This is a genomic window from Afipia birgiae 34632, assembly GCF_000308295.2.
In the GTDB taxonomy this organism is placed as follows: domain Bacteria; phylum Pseudomonadota; class Alphaproteobacteria; order Rhizobiales; family Xanthobacteraceae; genus Afipia; species Afipia birgiae.
The window spans coordinates 914,379-932,267 of record NZ_HG326652.1 but is presented as its reverse complement, the minus strand read 5'-3'; the positions used below and the strand labels follow the sequence as shown (position 1 = coordinate 932,267).

At 62.3% G+C, this 17,889-nt stretch carries 14 protein-coding genes; 4 read left to right on the top strand and 10 right to left on the bottom strand.

Translation table 11 applies throughout. From position 1 onward, the window contains the following. Nucleotides 1-1,882: caspase family protein (locus BN32_RS04515; protein ID WP_040425442.1), on the bottom strand; the 1,882-nt coding region annotated here is incomplete at its 3' end. Nucleotides 1,883-1,991: 109 nt separating this feature from the next. Continuing rightward, nucleotides 1,992-5,513, bottom strand: coding sequence for a DNA polymerase III subunit alpha (gene dnaE, locus BN32_RS04510; protein WP_051488436.1), 3,522 nt, complete (start codon nucleotides 5,511-5,513; stop codon nucleotides 1,992-1,994). Nucleotides 5,514-6,219: 706 nt separating this feature from the next. On the opposite strand from dnaE, the gene BN32_RS04505 reads away from it, so the two are divergent. Further along, nucleotides 6,220-6,486, top strand: coding sequence for a DUF3551 domain-containing protein (locus BN32_RS04505; RefSeq protein WP_019196920.1), 267 nt, complete (start codon nucleotides 6,220-6,222; stop codon nucleotides 6,484-6,486). A 15-nt stretch (nucleotides 6,487-6,501) separates the two neighbouring features. Here the strand turns inward: BN32_RS04505 and BN32_RS04500 are convergent, their stop codons facing one another. The 3 genes from BN32_RS04500 to proS form a co-directional block, all read right to left on the bottom strand. Further along, complete coding sequence (locus BN32_RS04500) at nucleotides 6,502-7,200, bottom strand: ABC transporter ATP-binding protein (protein ID WP_040425972.1); 699 nt, start codon at nucleotides 7,198-7,200, stop codon at nucleotides 6,502-6,504. A gap of 8 nt (nucleotides 7,201-7,208) precedes the next feature. Further along, nucleotides 7,209-8,477 carry a lipoprotein-releasing ABC transporter permease subunit gene (locus tag BN32_RS04495; protein WP_040425441.1) on the bottom strand — a complete coding sequence of 423 codons (1,269 nt, stop codon included), beginning with the start codon at nucleotides 8,475-8,477 and terminating at the stop codon, nucleotides 7,209-7,211. Between the two features lie 98 nt (nucleotides 8,478-8,575). Continuing rightward, complete coding sequence (gene proS, locus BN32_RS04490; protein ID WP_019196917.1) at nucleotides 8,576-9,895, bottom strand: proline--tRNA ligase; 1,320 nt, start codon at nucleotides 9,893-9,895, stop codon at nucleotides 8,576-8,578. Between the two features lie 325 nt (nucleotides 9,896-10,220). Here proS and BN32_RS04485 point away from each other — a divergent pair, with 325 nt between their 5' ends. From BN32_RS04485 to BN32_RS26695, 3 genes are read left to right on the top strand one after another with little or no spacing between them, the layout of a single operon-like run. Then, entirely contained in the window at nucleotides 10,221-10,601 is a 381-nt protein-coding gene (locus tag BN32_RS04485; RefSeq protein WP_040425439.1) for a hypothetical protein, read from the top strand. Between the two features lie 56 nt (nucleotides 10,602-10,657). Further along, on the top strand, nucleotides 10,658-12,799 hold the full coding sequence (locus BN32_RS04480; RefSeq protein WP_019196915.1) for a TonB-dependent receptor family protein: 2,142 nt from the start codon (nucleotides 10,658-10,660) through the stop codon (nucleotides 12,797-12,799). Next, on the top strand, nucleotides 12,793-13,056 hold the full coding sequence (locus BN32_RS26695) for a hypothetical protein (protein WP_152343715.1): 264 nt from the start codon (nucleotides 12,793-12,795) through the stop codon (nucleotides 13,054-13,056). The genes BN32_RS04480 and BN32_RS26695 overlap by 7 nt, the downstream gene beginning before the upstream one ends. Before the next feature lie 195 nt (nucleotides 13,057-13,251). On the opposite strand, the gene BN32_RS04475 is transcribed toward BN32_RS26695, so the two are convergent. From BN32_RS04475 to nuoN, 5 genes are read right to left on the bottom strand one after another with little or no spacing between them, the layout of a single operon-like run. After that, a complete protein-coding gene (locus tag BN32_RS04475) occupies nucleotides 13,252-13,527 on the bottom strand; it encodes a DUF1467 family protein (RefSeq protein WP_019196913.1) in 276 nt (91 codons plus the stop codon). A gap of 7 nt (nucleotides 13,528-13,534) precedes the next feature. Beyond that, nucleotides 13,535-13,939 carry a methylmalonyl-CoA epimerase gene (gene mce, locus BN32_RS04470; RefSeq protein WP_019196912.1) on the bottom strand — a complete coding sequence of 135 codons (405 nt, stop codon included), beginning with the start codon at nucleotides 13,937-13,939 and terminating at the stop codon, nucleotides 13,535-13,537. 29 nt (nucleotides 13,940-13,968) lie between these two features. Continuing rightward, nucleotides 13,969-15,639, bottom strand: a complete 1,671-nt coding sequence (locus tag BN32_RS04465; RefSeq protein ID WP_019196911.1) for a ribonuclease J — start codon at nucleotides 15,637-15,639, stop codon at nucleotides 13,969-13,971. Continuing rightward, nucleotides 15,639-16,448, bottom strand: a complete 810-nt coding sequence (locus tag BN32_RS04460) for a biotin--[acetyl-CoA-carboxylase] ligase (protein WP_019196910.1) — start codon at nucleotides 16,446-16,448, stop codon at nucleotides 15,639-15,641. The genes BN32_RS04465 and BN32_RS04460 overlap by 1 nt, the downstream gene beginning before the upstream one ends. After that, the gene (nuoN, locus tag BN32_RS04455) at nucleotides 16,448-17,875 is read right to left on the bottom strand and encodes an NADH-quinone oxidoreductase subunit NuoN (protein WP_019196909.1); all 1,428 of its coding nucleotides are present in this window, start codon (nucleotides 17,873-17,875) and stop codon (nucleotides 16,448-16,450) included. The genes BN32_RS04460 and nuoN overlap by 1 nt, the downstream gene beginning before the upstream one ends. Between the last annotated feature and the right edge of the window lie 14 nt (nucleotides 17,876-17,889).

The window sequence follows — 17,889 nt, the reverse complement described above, 5'->3', positions numbered from 1 at the left end:
CCGGACGCCCATCTTGAGGACGTCCATCTTGACCTGGCTGCGGTCCGGTCAGACCGGGAGCCGGCAAGGTGCTCGGCAGCGGGCGGGCTCCCGGTCTGGGCTGTCCATCCGGTCCTGCAGCTGGAGTTTGCCCCGGCAGCACATTGTCCGGCCGAAGATTACCCGGCTGGACGCCGCCGGGCTGCTGACCCTGCCCCGGTCGTCCCAATCCCGGCGTTCCCGGACGGCCACCACCGGCGGCGATTGGAAGAACGCCCGGCGGAGCCGTCACCTTGCCCTGACGGATAAGGTTCGCCCTGCGCGTGGCCGATGGCGGCAAGGCCGGCGCGAACGCGGGACGAGTTATCGCCGCGCCGCCCGGTCCGGCACCCGGTCGTCCCGGCCTGAACTCACCGCCGGGTCCTCCGGGCCGAACAACGCCCTCCGCCGGACGCCGGTTGATGATGGTGTTGATGACATTCGTATTGTGGATGTTCGTGAACAGGAAACGGTTCACCGGCGGCCGCACATAGATCGGCGGCCGGATGAAGATCGGGATCGGAATGAAGATCGGCTGCGGCAGATAGTAGACATCGTCGTAGTAATATGGCGGATCGAGCACGATGAAATCCGGCGGCGGCGGCGGCAGGAAGAACACCGGCACCGGCGGCGGCGGCGCAAAGGCGAACACCGGATCGTCGAACATCAGGTAGGGACGATCGACGTATTCGTATTCGTATTCAGGCGGCGGCGGCACATCGTAAGCGTATTCGTCGAACGCCGGGGGCGGCTCAAGCGCTGCGGCGATATTGGCAAGCCGACGGCGCGCGTCCGCGGCGTGCGGCCCCTTCGGATAGCGCTTCAGATAGGACCAATAAGCCTGCTGCGTGTTCGCGCGATAGGTCTGCCGCCACGTGATGGCTTCGCGGCGCGCGGCGATGATCGCCCTCACCCGCTTCGCCATCGGATCGTCCGGATAGGCGGCAAGGAAAGCCTCGTAGTCGGCAATCGTGTCGCGTTCGAGCGCGGCGGTGTAGGCATCCTGCGCGCCGAAATCGCGAATGGGCTTCGAGCGCGCAGCGGCATCCTGGTTGGCCTGCAGCGGCGGGGCATCCGGCGCGCGGTCGAAGAACACAAAGTCCCCTTCAAGCTTTTGTGCGTCCCATGGCACCTGCGCTCCTTTGGTCACGTCGTTGACGCGCAACTTGGTGCGGTTGAAAACTTCAGGAAGCGAAATGCCGCCGGTGCGGATCATTTCCGCAAGCGCCTGCGCGTAAGGACCGTAGTTGCCGGTCGGATTCGGCGCGATTGTTCCGGGCGCGGCGTTGAACGCAATCAGGCCTTTCGGCTCTGGCTCGATCAGCGCAAGACCGCCCGCAAGCGGCTGGCCCTCCTTTGCGAACGGATGATTGTACGCAGCATCGACCACGACAATGTTGGCCTTCAGCGGCAGCGATGACAGTTGGCGGATGTAATCGCCGATCCGCAGACCTTCGACCGGGATATCTGTGTCGCGCGCCATCGAGGCATCGACCGGCACGAAGTAATTCTCACCCGCCAATTGCAGGCCGTAGCCCGCGAGATAGATCATCGCGACCGTATCCGGTCCGGCCTTTTGCGCTTTCTGGATGAAGTCGCGGAAGGTTTGCCGCAGCGTCTCGCCATCGAGATCGCGCGCGCCGACCACATCGAACCCTGCTGCCTGCAATGTCTGGGCAATCAGGCCCGCATCGTTGGCAGCGGTCGCCAGCGGCGAGCCCTGATAGTTGCCGTTGCCGATGACCAGCGCGATACGGCTTTGCTGACCTTGCGGAGGCCGTGGTGTCTGTGCCTGAACCGGGACGGTTGCGGCAGCGAAAACCAGCACGGCCGCGACGTTCAAGAACCTGATCATCCCGCGCATCAAACGTGCCTCCGTTCAGCCGATCCTGCCCAGTGGATGTCAGACCACCTGAACATTGTTTGAACGAAAGATAGTCGGAATAAGGCGGCAACCTCCCGGCGGTAAGCCGCTACACCGTCTGAACGTCCACCACGCCAGCGACCGCCTTGATCGCACCGGCGATCTGGGGCGAGACCTTGAACCGGCCGGGCAGCTTCAGTTCCACCTCGGTTTCGAGGTCGAGCATCATGACCAGGGTGACTTCGCCGTCACCGGCCGCCGGCCCCGCAGACCTGACCGCCTGGATTTTATTGCTGGCAGACGCGGCCTGATGACCTTCCAGGCGCTTGGAGATCGACTCCAGCGGCTTGTCGTCGCGCACGAAGATGCGCAGTCCCTTCTGGGTTTTGGCGGCAGCATCGTCGAGCGGTTCCGCATGAAGGATCCGGGCGCGCACGTCCTCGCCCTGCAACTCCGCGCCGATCTGCATGAGTACGGCCGTTCCAGGCTCCAGCACGTCGCGATACTGCGCAAGCCCTTCCGAGAACAGCACGGCCTCGAAGTGACCAGTCGGGTCTGACAGGCCGATGATGCCCATCTTGTTGCCCGTCTTGGTGCGGCGCTCCATCCGCGACACCACCGTCGCAGCAACACGTCCGGCGGTCGCGCCGGTCTTCACCGCGCGGGAGAACTCGCTCCACGACTGCACGCGCAGGCGTTTCAGCGCCGTCGCATAATCGTCCAGCGGGTGCCCCGACAGGAAGAAGCCAATGGCGTCGTATTCGCGGCGCAGACGGTCGGCCGGCAGCCAGGGTTCGACATTCGGAAGCACGATGCTCGGCGCATCCGCCATGCCGCCGAACATGTCGTTCTGACCCGACGTCGTGGCTTCATGGCCGCGCTGGCAGGCAGCGACGATGGCATCGGCTCCTGCAAATACCCGTGCGCGGTTTGAATCGATGGTGTCGAACGCACCGGCCGCGGCGAGACTTTCAACCACACGCTTGTTGATGGCGCGCGGATTCACCCGCGACGCGAAATCGGCCAGTGATGTGAAAGCTTTGTCGCCGCGCGCTTCGACGAGAAGATCGACAGCCTGCCCGCCGACACCCTTTAGTGCAGCGAGCGCGTAATAAATCGTTTGATCCCTGACCTCGAACGTCGCGCCCGAGCGATTGACCGACGGCGGTTCGACTTTGAAACCGAGCCGCTGCGTCTCGGCGCGGAATTCCGACAGCTTGTCGGTGTTGTTCATATCCAGGGTCATCGACGCGGCGATGAACTCCACCGGATAGTGCGCCTTCATATACGCGGTCTGGTAGGACACCAGCGCATAGGCCGCCGCATGGCTCTTGTTGAAGCCGTAGTCGGCGAATTTCGCGAGCAGTTCGAAGATGGTTTCCGCCTGCCCTTTCGGCACGCCGTTCTTCACGGAACCAGCGACGAAACCGGCGCGCTGCTTGTCCATTTCCGCGCGGATCTTCTTGCCCATTGCGCGGCGCAGCAGGTCGGCGTCGCCGAGCGAGTAGCCCGCCATCACCTGCGCGATCTGCATCACCTGTTCCTGATAGATGATGACGCCGAAGGTTTCCTTGAGGATCGGCTCCAGCATCGGATGCAGGTATTCGGGCTCCTCGTCGCCGTGCTTGCGTGCGCAGTACGTCGGAATGTTCGCCATCGGGCCCGGACGATACAGCGCGACCAGCGCAATGATGTCCTCGAAACGGTCGGGGCGCATGTCGACCAGCGCACGCCGCATGCCCTGACTTTCAACCTGGAAGACGCCAACCACTTCGCCGCGCGCCAGCATCTCGTAACTCTGCTTGTCGTCGAGCGGCAGCGTCGCGAGATCGACCTCGACGCCGCGCTGCTTCAGCAGCTTCACCGCGACATCGAGCACCGTCAGCGTCTTCAGGCCGAGGAAGTCGAACTTCACCAGTCCCGCAGGTTCCACCCACTTCATGTTGAACTGGGTGACCGGCATGTCCGATTTCGGATCGCGGTACATCGGTACGAGTTCGGAGAGCGGCCGGTCGCCGATCACGATGCCCGCCGCATGGGTCGAGGCATGGCGCGTCAGACCCTCAAGGCGCTGTGCAATGTCGAAGGCGCGCGCGACCACCGGATCTTCGTCACGGAAGGCCTGTAGCTTCGGCTCGCTCTCGATGGCCTTCGCCAGAGTCACCGGCGCCGCCGGATTCTGCGGCACCAGCTTGGTGAGCCGGTCCACCTGTCCATACGGCATCTGCAGCACGCGGCCGACGTCGCGCAGCACGCCGCGCGCCTGCAGCGTCCCGAAGGTGATGATCTGCCCGACCTGCTCGCGGCCGTAGCGCTCCTGCACGTAGCGGATGACCTCGCCGCGGCGATCCTGACAGAAGTCGATGTCGAAGTCCGGCATCGACACGCGTTCCGGATTGAGGAAGCGCTCGAACAGCAGGCCGAACCGGATCGGATCGAGGTCGGTAATGGTCAGCGCATAGGCGACCAGCGAGCCCGCGCCCGAACCGCGGCCCGGCCCGACCGGAATGCCCTGGGCCTTGGCCCACTTGATGAAGTCCGACACGATCAGGAAGTAGCCCGAATAGTTCATGCGGGTGATGACATCGAGCTCGAAGGCGAGACGCTTGCTGTAGTCTTCCTCGGTGATGCCCGGCGCGAGACCGTGCAGCGCCAGCCGCCGCGCCAGACCTTCGGCGGCCTGACGGCGCAGTTCCGTGCCCTCCTCGGCTTCCGCGTCGCCGGCGTTGTCGCTTCCCACCGTGAAGCGCGGCAGGATCGGCTTGCGCGTTCGCGGCCGGTACGCGCAGCGCTTCGCGATCTCGACCGTGGACGCCAGCGCTTCGGGCAGATCGGCGAACAGCACAGCCATTTCGGCGCGGGTCTTGAAACGGTGATCTGGCGTCAGCTGATCGCGATCGGTTTCCGACACAAGACGCCCGCCCGCAATGCAGAGCAGCGCGTCATGCGCCTCGTAGTCATCGGCGCTGGCGAAATACGGCTGGTTGGTCGCGACCAGTGGCAGGCCCATGGCATAGGCCATGTCGATCAAGGCAGTCTCGCAGCGGCGTTCGCTTTCAAGCCCGTGACGCTGCAACTCGATGTAGAGCCGGTCCCCGAACAGTTTCGCCAGCCTGTCGGAGCGCGCCTGCGCCAAAGCCGGCTGATCGGCGTTGATGGCCTGCGCGATGGTTCCTTCCGGTCCGCCGGTCAGCGCGATCAGCCCTGCGGTCTCGCCGTCCAGCCAGTCAATCTTGATATGCGGCAACTGATTGACCGGCGTGTCATGAAACGCGCGGGAGTTCAGCTTCATCAGGCTGCGATAGCCGTCCTCGTTGGTAGCCAGCAGCACGAGCCGCGCCGGCGCAAGCGCGTTGCGGGCCGCGGGGTCCTGATCGCCGAAGTCGACCGACATTGCACAGCCGGTGATGGGCTGGATGCCGTAGGCGGCGAGCTTGTCGGAAAACTCCAGCGCGCCGAACATGTTGTCGTTGTCGGTCAGCGCCAAGGCCGGCTGATGATCGGCCTTGGCAAGTTCAGCCAGCTTGCCGATGGTCATCGACCCCTGCAGCAGCGAATAGGCCGAATGCACGTGCAGATGGACGAACCCGGGGTCCGACGCGGACGACTTCGTTGTAACAGTCTTGGACATGCGGACCTTGGCAACCTTCGCGGAGTTTCATCGGCGCGATGAACCGCCTGCGACAGGACGACTCATGAGGGTCGATGGTGTGCCTTGTACAACAGGTGTCCACGCGGATGACGCGGACCCGTCTGTTGATGCCGGGTCCATCATCGTTTTCCCCAGCCTCGGGCGTTCCCGAGGCCGGGCAGATCACTACATCTGAGGAATGACTTGCGCCCAGATCGCGATCATTCCGACGAACAGCACAAGCGAGGTCAGCGCAGCAGCTTCTTCAACGAATGTCTTCAACATGACCGAACTCCCTATCGACGCTCTACCGACTCTATGAGAACGTAATGGGAACATTGTTCCTTATTTGTTCTTGAAGTCAAGCGTTGGAAATTCCGGCTCACCGCCGACGTCTGGCCAATGCTAACAAAACGTAAACGGCTCGTGACTTTCGCAAATCCATCAACAGCTACGCAGGAACGTGAGTTGACGGAGCACGTTAAAAACGGTCTGGCTCCAACACCTAGTGGAGTGGATTTGACATTCGCGGTCCACCCCGCCGCGAGTTCGCATCGCGAATGTCAAATCCTAAACTCCACTAGAATCTACAATTGCTAGTGGTCCTTCGATTCTAACATTCGCGAAGCCACCTGCCGAAACGGGAGGCGAATGTTAGAATCGGACCACTAGTGCAAACCGGGCGCAGTCCCGGCAGGAGAACACAATGCGCAATCTACTTTTGGCCCTCGCGGTGCTCGGCACCGGCTTCGCCGTCCAGTCCGCCCCGGCGCAGGCCCGGGACTATCCGTTCTGCCTTCAGGGTCGCGATATCCAGACCGGTTATGGCGATTGCAGGTACTCGACTTACCAGCAGTGTCAGGCGACGGCGTCCGGCACCTATGCAAGCTGCTACGCCAATCCCTATTACGCCTACAGCGACGGCGAGCCGGTCTATCAGCCGCGCCGCCGCACACAGCGCTCGGCCTACTGAGCGGCCGGGTTCAGCTCAGTCGAGCTCGATGACGTGACCGTCCTGGAGCGAGACGCGGCGGTCCATCCGGGCAGCCAGGTCCATGTTATGCGTCGCGATCAGCATCGCGACGCGCGTCGCTCTCACCAGCTGGGTCAGAGCGTTGAACACATGATCCGCAGTGTGCGGATCGAGATTTCCAGTCGGCTCATCCGCCAGCAGGACACGCGGCGCATTGGCCACCGCGCGCGCAATCGCCACGCGCTGCTGCTCGCCACCGGATAGCTCAGCAGGCCGGTGCGTCACGCGCTCCGCCAATCCGAGATAGGCCAGGATTTCCTGTGACCGCTTGATGGTTTCCTTCTTCGGCAAACCACGGATCATCTGCGGCATCATCACGTTCTCGAGCGCCGAAAACTCCGGCAGCAGCCGATGCGACTGGTAGACGAAACCGATATCGGTGCGGCGGATCTGGGTGCGCTCAACGTCGGACAATCCCGATGTGGCTGTGCCCCCGACATAGACCTCGCCCTCGTCTGCCTGCTCCAGCAGGCCCGCGATATGAAGCAGCGTCGATTTGCCGGTGCCCGACGGCGCGACCAGCGCGACGGACTGCCCCTCCCACAAAGCCAGACTGGCGCCGTCGAGAATGGTCAGCGTGGCCTCGCCCTGTTTGTATCGCCTGCGGACGTCATGCAGATAGACGACCGGAACGCCATTTTCCCCCTGCTCCATCGGTGCGCTCATTCGTACCTGAGCGCTTCGATCGGATCGAGGCGCGCAGCGCGCCAGGACGGGTACAGCGTCGCCAGAAACGATAACGTCAGCGCCATGATTACGACCGCCGTGGTTTCTCCGACATCGACTTCAGCCGGAAGCTTGGACAGGAAATAGAGTTCGGGCGAAAACAATTCGGTGTTGGTCATCCATGAGATGAACTGACGGATCGTTTCGATGTTGAGACAGACAAGCAGACCGAGCAGGAACCCGACCAACGTGCCGACCACGCCGATGGCGGCGCCGGTGATCAGGAAGACCCGCATCACGGAGCCCTGCGACGCCCCCATGGTGCGCAGGATCGCAATGTCGCTGCCCTTGTCCTTCACCAGCATGATGAGACCGGAGACGATGTTCAGCGCCGCCACCAGCACGATCAGCGTGAGGATCAGGAACATTACGTTGCGCTCGACCTGCAGCGCATTGAAGAACGTCGAATTGCGCTGCCGCCAGTCGACCAGGAAGATCGGCCGCTGAGCAGCCTCGGTCACCGACTTGCGGTAGACGTCGATCTTGTCGGGGTTGACCGTATAGACCTCGATGGCGGTGACATCGTTGGCGCGGTTGAAATAGGCCTGCGCTTCGGGCAGCGGCATGAACACGAACGATGCGTCGTATTCGGACATCCCGATCTCGAAAACGGCTGCGACCTTGTAAGGCTTGATGCGCGGCGTCGTTCCCATCGGGGTTACCGCACCCCGTGGCGCAACCAAGGTGATGCTGTCCCCGGCGCGCAGCGACAACTGGTCCGCGAGCCGCCGGCCGATCGCAACGCCCTGTCCCTCGTCGAAGCCTTCCAGCGTGCCCTGCTTGATGTTCTTGGCAATCGAGGTGACGCTGTTCAGGTCCTGCGCACGGATGCCGCGGACGAAAACGCCCGACGCGTTGAACGGCGACGACGCCAGCGCCTGTCCGTCGACCACGGGTGCAGCCAGGCGAATGCCATCAACCCTGCTGATCCGCTCGGCCACTTCCTTCCAGTCGGTCAGCGGGGATTCCAGCGGCTGGACAACCACATGGCCGTTCAGGCCGAGAATCTTGTCGAGCAATTCCTTGCGGAAGCCGTTCATCACCGCCATCACGATGATAAGCGTCGCCACCCCGAGCATGATGCCGAGAAACGAAAAGCCGGCGATGACCGAAATGAACCCTTCCTTGCGCCGCGCCCGCAGGTAGCGGGACGACAACATCCATTCGAATGGCGCAAAGGGTGGGGTCCGAACTGGCTCGCTCATGTCTGTTCCATGGTTCGGATTTTCACACGAATCGGGCAAATTCTAGTCTCGTGCCGCAGTAACTGCGACACGGCCAGCACATAATTCAGTGTATGACTTCAGGAGGCGAAGCGGTTGATCGCGTCGTCGAGACTCATGAATTCGCGCGATCCGTCGCTGCGGCGCTTGATTTCAACCTTGCCCTCGGCAAGCCCCTTCGGACCGATCAGGATCTGCCACGGAATGCCGATCAGGTCGGCGGTGGCGAACTTGCCGCCCGGCCGCTGGTCGGTGTCGTCGTAGAGCACGTCGACGCCCTTGGCCGAAAGCGCGGCGTAAAGCTTCTCGCAGGCCGCGCCCGTCTCCTCGCTGTCCTGCTTCAGATTGAGGATCGCAACCCTGAAAGGCGCAACCTCTTCCGGCCACTTGATGCCGTTCTCGTCGTGACAGGCCTCGATGATCGCGCCCACAAGTCGCGACACGCCGACGCCATATGACCCGCCGTGGATCGGCTTCTCCGCGCCGTCGGGGCCGGACACCATGGCCTTCATGGTGTCCGAATACTTGGTGCCGAAATAGAAGATCTGCCCGACCTCGATGCCGCGGGTCTGCACCCGCTTGTCGGCCGGCACTTCGCTCTCATAGCGCGCAGCGTCGTGAACATCCTCAGTGGCGGCATAGAGATCCGTCCACTGCTTGATGATCGGTGTGAGGTCGCCGTTGTAATCCACGTCTGCACCCGGCACCGGCAGGTCGAGCACGTCCCTGTTGCAGAACACGCCGGATTCACCCGTCTCGGCCAGCACGATGAACTCGTGGGAGAGATCGCCGCCGATGGGGCCAGTCTCGGCGCGCATCGGGATCGCCTTCAGACCCATACGGGCGAAGGTGCGTAGGTAAGCCACGAACATTCGGTTGTAGGACAGCCGCGCCGCCGCCTCGTCGACGTCGAACGAGTACGCATCCTTCATCAGGAATTCGCGGCCGCGCATCACGCCGAAACGCGGACGCTGCTCGTCGCGGAATTTCCATTGAATGTGATAGAGGTTGAGCGGAAGGCTCCGGTAAGACTTCACGTAAGCCCGGAAGATTTCCGTGATCATTTCCTCATTGGTCGGCCCAAACAGCAACTCGCGCTCGTGGCGATCCTGAATGCGCAGCATCTCCGGACCGTAGGCGTCGTAGCGACCGCTCTCGCGCCACAGATCTGCAAGCTGCAATGTCGGCATCAACAGTTCGATGGCGCCGGCGCGGTTCTGCTCCTCGCGAACGATCTGCTCGATCTTCTTCAGCACCCGGAAGCCCAGCGGCAGCCACGCATAAATGCCAGCCGCCTCCTGCCGCATCATGCCCGCGCGCAGCATCAGGCGATGCGACACGATCTCCGCCTCCTTGGGCGTCTCTTTGAGAATTGGCAGAAAAAAACGCGACAATCGCATGGGAACACTCAGGGTTTTGATTTGATCCGGGAATCGGCGGGGAAGCTTGGGGACCTTTTCAGTGAAAGCGGATCAAATGGCAAAACACAAGAGGAAGCATGGGCGTGACTTCCTAGTGGTCCGATTCTAACATTCGCACCCCTATTCAGCAGGCATTCCTGCGAATGTTAGAATCGACGGACCACTAGCAAATACAAGTTTCTAGTGGAGTTTTGGATTTGACATTCGCTTCGCCAACCTCCCGCCAGCAGGGGGCGAATGTCAAATCCACTTCACTAGGGATTTGCGGTTCCCGCAACCCATGGTAACAGCCTGCCGGGTTCAAATGACTGCAACACGGATCGGAACGATAGGACGATGGGCTGCATTTGTGGCGGCCTATGCGCTCATGTTCAACGTGATGCTGACCAGCGCCCTGCTGGCGACGGTCTCGCCATCCAAGTTCAACGCGCTTCATGAACTCTGCCTCAACGGCAGTTCCGCGGTCCCTGACGCCGACGGCAACACCGATCCCGGCAAGCCGGTGGTCCGCTGCCCGTTGTGCCTGTCCGGTGCCGTGGCGACGGCTGACCAGCCGCCGCAGACCCCGGCGCTGGCGATCCGTATCGCAGTGCGCGTCCTGTTCGAACCCGCGCCCCACGATCACGTCGTTGTCCGCTTCGCGGAGAACGATCACCAGCCCCGCGGCCCTCCCCACCTGATCTGACGACCTGCGCTTCGGCGCACCGCTCAATCGTCAATATCATTGGTGGGACTCAACCCATGTTTTCCGTTTCCATACGGGCGCGCAGCATTCTGCTGGCGTCCGCCGCGGCCGTCGCAACAATTCCGTGCGCGCGCGCCCAAACCGCACCTCAGGAACTGCCGCCCGTTGTGGTGCAAGCCGAGAGAGAGCCTCGTCCGGTCCTGAACCGCGTCGCAACGCCAACACGCGTTCAGTCAACCGCGTCAACGGCCGCCGGCATGGCCACGCCCGGACCGCTCGGCGCGAAGACCGCCGATCAGGCCCGTCAGGAGATTCAGCAAACCCCCGGCGGCGTCGCGATCGTTGCAGCGGCTGATTACAAGAACAACTCCGTCGCCAGCACGATCAAGGACGTGCTCGGCTATGTCCCCGGCGTGTTCGCGCAGCCGAAATGGGGCGACGACACCCGCCTCTCCATTCGCGGCTCGGGTCTGTCGCGCAACTTTCATCTGCGCGGCGTCCAGCTCTACATGGACGGCATTCCGATCAACACGTCCGACGGCTATGGCGACTTTCAGGAAATCGACCCGACCGCCTACAAGTATGTCGGGGTCTACAAGGGCGCGAACGGATTGCAGTTCGGCGCGAACTCGCTCGGCGGCGCGATCAACTTCGTGACGCCGACCGGCCGCGATGTCGGCGTCAGCAGTGCCGGCGTCGACATGGGGTCGTTCGGCTATCGCCGCTTCCAGGGCAGCGTTGGTGGCGCGAACGGTCCATGGGATGCGTTCTTTACCGCGTCGAACCAGAGCGCCGAAGGCTTCCGGGATCACAGTTACGGCCACAGCACCCGTGCCAGCGGCAATATCGGCTATCAGTTCTCGCCGGATTTCGAGACACGCTTCTACATCAACGCGAACGACATCCGGCAGCGCATTCCGGGCTCGGTGACACGTGCATCAGCCCTCACCTCTCCCGAGACCGCAGCGGCCGGCAACGTCATCAACGACCAGCAGCGCAACATCGACAGCGGGCGGATCGCCAACAAGACGACAATCCGGTTCGATGCAACCACGGTCGAGTTCGGCGCGTTCGCGGTCGACCGCCATCTGATGCATCCGATCTTTCAGTGGCTGGACTATCAGTACAAGGACTATGGCGGCTTCGGTAAGGTCACCGACGACCGCATCATCGGAGGCTTCCGAAACCGGCTGGTCGCGGGCGTCAACGTCGTCAATGGCGAGATCGACAACAAGCAGTATCAGAACATCGGCGGCTACAAGGGCGCGTTGCTGTCATCCTCGCTCGACAAGTCGAGGAACACGTCCGCCTACGTAGAGAATTCATTCTATTTTCTGCCTAACGTCGCCGCGATCGGCGGCACGCAGTTCCTCTATGCGATGCGCGACCGCGCCGCCCGGTTCGGCGCGACATCGAGTGGCTCGACTGAGTTCAATCTGTGGAGTCCAAAGACCGGCCTGCTCTGGGACATCGATCCGACCTGGCAGGCCTTCGCCAACATCTCGCGCAGCGCCGAGGTGCCGAGCTTCGGCGAAAGCTCGGCGGCACCGGCGATCCCGTTCAATCTGATCCAGCCACAGACCGCGACGACCTATGAGATCGGCACGCGCGGCAGGCGCCCCGACCTGACATGGGAGCTCACCGGCTATCGCGCCAACATCAAGAACGAACTGCAATGCATGTATGGAGCGCCGGGACAGTGCAACGTGGTCAATGCCGACCGCACGATTCATCAAGGTATCGAGGCCGGCCTCGGTGTCGCGGTGCTCAGGAACATCTTCACGCCCGACGCGGACAAGATGTGGATCAACCTCGCCTACACCTACAACGACTTCCGCTTCGACAACGATCCCACGTTCGGCAACAACCGGTTGCCCGGCGCGCCGCGACACTTCCTGCGCGCCGAGGCGCTCTACAGGCACGCCAACGGATTCTACATCGGGCCAAATGTCGAATGGGTGCCGCAGGCCTACTACGTGGATAACTTCAACACGTTCACGACGGCGGCCTACGCGATCTGGGGCCTCAAGGCAGGCGTCGATGACGGCCGATATTCGATCTATCTCGAAGCCCGCAACATCGCGAACACGGCGTACATCGCAAGCACCAGCATCACGCGACTCGCGGACGCTTCATCGCCATTGTTCGAACCCGGAACGGGGCGCGCAATCTATGCGGGGATGAAAGTCAGATGGTAACTTCCCACCATTTTTCAGGCACTCAACTTGCAAAAGGCGAAAACGCCGTCAAACGGCTTGTTTTCGGCCTGAATCCATCGATGGTGCACCGCCGCAAAAGCGGACATTTAGTGCTGAAAAACGTGACAATCAAGAAACGTTCGGCTACAAAAACGCGTCAGCGCGATACGGCTAATCGCCGCATCGTCTGGTGGTCCAAGTCTCGGGAGGAGCCCCTGACGCGCACAAGCAGCGTCGCCCCGTCTAATCAAGGATAAATCCAACCTTTTCGGGGAAAATAGGGTCGACACAATTTTTAGAGCAGGGCTTTGGCCCTGCTCTTTTTTCTTCCGCAATGTTCGAAGGTGCGCGCGCATCACACATCAGCGCAAGCGCCGCGCAATCGCGATGAATTATATCTCAGGTGCGATCGGCTAGTGTTTCGGAGTTCGCTTCGCGGATTCCGGAACCACCTAGAGCGGAATGCCCATCAGCTGGGTCAGACGTTCGATGTTGAGATAGCCCGCTCTGAACGCCCACATTCCCGCAGCGAAGATCACCGCCGAGATCACCGTGGTCCACAGCAGCTTGCGTCCCATGCGCGCAGCACTGGGAGCGCCGGGATCGGTTCCGGCGATCTCCTCGCCGTTCTCCATCTGGCTGCGCACACCGAACGGCAGCACGGCAAACAGCACGACCCACCACAACACAAAGTAGATCGCGATCGCGGTTGAGATTGAATAAAACACAATTGCCTCAGGACTGTTCGATTTCGACGAGCGCGCCGGAGAAATCCTTGGGATGCAGGAACAGCACGGGCTTGCCGTGCGCGCCGATCTTCGGATTGCCGTCACCCAGCACGCGAGCGCCTTCCGCAATCAGCGTATCGCGCGCGGCGATGATCTCCGGCACCTCGTAGCAGATGTGATGGATGCCGCCGTCAGGATTGCGCTCGACAAATTTCGCGATCGGCGAGTCGTCGCCGAGCGGCTGGATGAATTCGATCTTGGTGTTGGGTAGCGTCGCGAACACCGTGATCACGCCGTGCTCGGGCAGCGGCACCGCGCCGGAAATTTCCGCGCCGAACGCCTTGCCATAGATTTCGGCGGCCTTTTCGGCGTCCTTCACCGCAATCGCCACATGATTGAGACGGCCCAGCATATTTTGCTCCTCAAGATATCGACGGGGAATCAAACCATCAGCACGTGAACGACGCAAAGCGTCTTCTTGCCCCACTGCTCGTTGATTTCGGAGCGCACCGCGCGCCGCACGGATTCGGCGATCGCATCGGGATCGCGGCGGCGCGCACGCGGCAGGTTCTCGACCGTCGAGACAACGATATCGAAAACATCGTCCGCGATGACCTCGCCTTCCTTATTCTTTTCCGGAATACCGACCAGATCAACCTCGGGATCGTCGGCGAGATCGCCCTTCTCGGTCACGGCGATGGCCACGAATGCGCAGCCCGCAAACGCCAGCCGCCGCCGCTCGACGACGGCGCGCGCCTTCTCGGTTTCAAGGATGTTGCCGTCCTTGAAGATCCGCCCGTTCGGCAGTTCTTCAATGATGGCAGGATCGCCCGGTCCCAGCCGCACCAGATCGCCGTTCTTGCAGATTAGCACCTTGGGCACGCCGCAGGCGCGCGCGAGCTTGGCATGCTCCGACAGATGCAGTGCTTCGCCGTGCGCGGGAATCAGCAGTTGCGGGCGAACCCACGAAATCATGTCGCGCAGTTCGTCGCGCCGGGGATGGCCCGAGACATGGACCATGTGGGTGCAGTCCGTGATAACCTCGATGCCCTGCGTGACGAGCCCGTTGATGATCGCACCGACCGCCTTCTCGTTGCCGGGAATGGTGCGCGACGAGAAGATCACGGTGTCGCCCTGGTTCAGCGTCACCTGCGGATGATCGTCGTTGGCGATGCGGGCCAATGCCGCGCGCGGCTCACCCTGGCTGCCCGTGCACAGCGCCAGCACCTTGTCCGGCGGAAAATGGCCATACATGTCCGCGCCGCGAAACGCCTGCACGCCATCGAGATAACCTGTCTCGCGCGCGACCTGCACCACGCGTTCCATCGCGCGTCCGACCACAACGACCTCGCGGTCGGCAGCTTTCGCAGCGTCAGCAACCGCGCGCAGCCGCGCCACGTTGGACGCAAATGTCGTTACCGCGACGCGTCCGCGTGCGGCCTTCACGAGTTCGGTGATATTCTTGGCGACTTCCTGCTCGGACGGCGAACGGCCTTCGCGCACCGCGTTGGTCGAATCCCCGACCAGCGCCATGACGCCCTCATCGCCGATTTCACGCAGCCGCTTCTCGTCGGTCGGTTTGCCGATGATCGGCGTCGGATCGATCTTCCAGTCGCCGGTATGCAGCACCGTGCCGGCGGGCGTGCGGATCGCGAGCGCATGGGATTCGGGAATCGAATGCGCGACCGGAACGAATTCCACACTGAACGGCCCGATCTCGACGGTGCCGCCCGACGGCACCACGGTGACCGGGATCTTCGGCGGATTGCGCTCGCTGGCGCATTTGGCCTCGAACAACGCCGCGCTGAACTGCGTTGCGTAGATCGGACATTTCAACTGCGGCCACAGATCGATGATGGCGCCGAAATGATCCTCGTGGGCGTGGGTGAGAACCAGTCCGACCAGATTTTTCCGCTCCTTCACCAGAAAGCGGATGTCCGGCATGATGACATCAATGCCCGGCAGGTGCTCCTCGTTGCCGAACGACACGCCGAGGTCGACAGCGAGCCAGCTGCGCTGGTGCCGGTTGCCGAGGCCGTAGATCGACAGGTTCATGCCGATCTCGCCGACACCTCCCAGCGGTGCAAACGTCAGTTCGTCGGGTCGCGACATCAGGTAGCTCCAGACGATTTGGCCGATCCAAAATGAACATCACCGGCGGCGATTGGCGTGCGCTTGCCGTCGCGGCCCGCGACGATCAGGCAACCGGTGTCGTCGATAGTCTCAAAGATACCCTCGACAGGTGCTCCGTTCGACTGGATCGAGACGGCTTCACCCAAACCGGCAGCGCGCTCCAGCCACAGACGGCGGATTTCGGAAAAGCCTTTGCCGTCGGCCCAGATGCCGCGAAACTCGGCCCATGAATCCGACAGAGCCATGAACAGGTCACCTGCGCTCGCTGTGATCCCCAGCGCCGCCAGTGATGTCGCCGGATAGGGCGTCCCTTCGGGCGCGGAGACGACATTGGTCCCCATTCCGACTGCGACGCTCAAACCGCCGCCAATGGTTTCCGCTTCAAGCAGAATGCCGGACAGCTTTTCGCCATCCGCCAGAACGTCGTTGGGCCATTTCAGAAGAAATTTGCCCTTGGCCGCCCCGCCCGCCCGCATGCGATACTCCACGCTCACGGTCTGCAACGCCGCTTCAAGCGCGAGACCTGCAGCAAATCCAAGCGTCGCCGCGACGGGAGGTTGAACGTCGACCGTCTCAAGAATGGTGGCCGCGAGGTTGCCGCGCGGAGATACCCATGCGCGCTGACGGCGTCCGCGTCCAGCGGTTTGCTGGTCCGTCACCAGCCACAACGGGCCGCGCTCGCCCGCCCGCGCCCGCTCGAGCGCCTCGGCATTGGTGGACCCGATACTGTCGAACGCCTCAACACGATAGTTCTGGGCTCTGGCCCGTGGACCGAGCGCGAACGCCATTAAAACAGCGACTTCGCTGCGGCCGTGGCTGCGCTCACCAGCGGTGCGGGATAGACGAAGAACAGCAGATTGAAGATACCGGCAACCGCCAGCACCACCCGAAGCTCAACGCGCATCGGCTCCATCGCTTCCTTCGGCTCGTCGAAATACATGACCTTGATGATGGTGAGATAGTAGAACGCGCCGACCACGCTGGTCACCACCCCGATCACCGCCAGCGTAAACAGTCCGGCCTTGATGGCGGCGAGGAACACATAGAACTTCGCGAAGAACCCGGCGAGCGGCGGAATGCCCGCCAGCGAGAACAGGAACATCGCGAAGAAGAATGCGAGCATCGGATTGGTCCGCGACAATCCCGAGAAGTCGCTGATCGTTTCCACGGCCTGGCCGTTACGCTTCATGGCGAGGATGATGGCGAAGGTGCCGAGCGTCATGGCCACATAGATCGCGATATAGACCAGCACGCCCTGCGCGCCCTGCTCCGTTCCAGCGGCAAGACCGACCAGTGCAAAGCCCATATGGCCGATGGACGAATACGCCATCAGGCGCTTGATGTTCTTCTGACCGATGGCCGCGAACGATCCAAGCGCCATCGAGGCGATGGAGACGAACACGATGATCTGCTGCCACTGCGGCACGATGCCCGGAAATGCGGTGAGCGCGACACGCGTGAACACAGCGATCGCGGCGACCTTGGGCGCCGACGCAAAGAACGCAGTCACAGGTGTCGGCGCGCCCTCGTAAACGTCAGGCGTCCACATGTGGAACGGAACAGCGGAGACCTTGAAGCAGAGGCCCACCAGCAGGAACACCAGCCCGAACAACAGGCCGATATTACCGCCCTTCGCTTCAGCAGCGATTCCGGCAAAGCTGACCGTACCGGTGAATCCATATATGAGCGAAGCACCGTAAAGCAGCATGCCGGACGACAGTGCGCCGAGCACGAAATACTTCAGGCCGGCTTCGGTGGACTTGGTGTCGTCACGATGGCTTGCCGCCACGACGTAGAGCGCAAGGCTCATCAGCTCGAGGCCGAGATAGAGCATGATCAGATCGGCGGCGGAAATCAGCACCATCATGCCGACGGTAGAGAGCGTCACCAGGATCGCATACTCGAAAATCTTTGCCTGTTCGGCGAGATAGCCGCGCGACAGGATCAGCGTCACGCCCGAGCCGAGGAGCGCCAGAATCTTCAGGAAGCGCGCATAGTCGTCGACGATGAAGCTGCCGCCGAAGGTCGTCAGCTTGCCGCCGGGCAGCCACAGCACCAAGGCGCCCGTGATGGCGAGGAGAACGACCGCAAGACCGGTCACGAGAGACGTCGTCTGCCCTCCGCGAAACGCTCCCAGCATCAGCAGCGCCATGGCACCGGCCGCAAGCACCAGCTCCGGCAGCACGGGGAGCAGCGAATATCCTGCGAAAGTCATAAGCCGATCCCGCT

Coding starts and splice junctions, on each gene's coding strand:
- dnaE (WP_051488436.1), bottom strand. CDS start 5,513: ATGTCCAAGACTGTTACAACGAAGTCGTCCGCGTCGGACCCCGGGTTC.
- BN32_RS04505 (WP_019196920.1), top strand. CDS start 6,220: ATGCGCAATCTACTTTTGGCCCTCGCGGTGCTCGGCACCGGCTTCGCC.
- BN32_RS04500 (WP_040425972.1), bottom strand. CDS start 7,200: ATGGAGCAGGGGGAAAATGGCGTTCCGGTCGTCTATCTGCATGACGTC.
- BN32_RS04495 (WP_040425441.1), bottom strand. CDS start 8,477: ATGAGCGAGCCAGTTCGGACCCCACCCTTTGCGCCATTCGAATGGATG.
- proS (WP_019196917.1), bottom strand. CDS start 9,895: ATGCGATTGTCGCGTTTTTTTCTGCCAATTCTCAAAGAGACGCCCAAG.
- BN32_RS04485 (WP_040425439.1), top strand. CDS start 10,221: ATGACTGCAACACGGATCGGAACGATAGGACGATGGGCTGCATTTGTG.
- BN32_RS04480 (WP_019196915.1), top strand. CDS start 10,658: ATGTTTTCCGTTTCCATACGGGCGCGCAGCATTCTGCTGGCGTCCGCC.
- BN32_RS26695 (WP_152343715.1), top strand. CDS start 12,793: ATGGTAACTTCCCACCATTTTTCAGGCACTCAACTTGCAAAAGGCGAA.
- mce (WP_019196912.1), bottom strand. CDS start 13,939: ATGCTGGGCCGTCTCAATCATGTGGCGATTGCGGTGAAGGACGCCGAA.
- BN32_RS04465 (WP_019196911.1), bottom strand. CDS start 15,639: ATGTCGCGACCCGACGAACTGACGTTTGCACCGCTGGGAGGTGTCGGC.
- BN32_RS04460 (WP_019196910.1), bottom strand. CDS start 16,448: ATGGCGTTCGCGCTCGGTCCACGGGCCAGAGCCCAGAACTATCGTGTT.
- nuoN (WP_019196909.1), bottom strand. CDS start 17,875: ATGACTTTCGCAGGATATTCGCTGCTCCCCGTGCTGCCGGAGCTGGTG.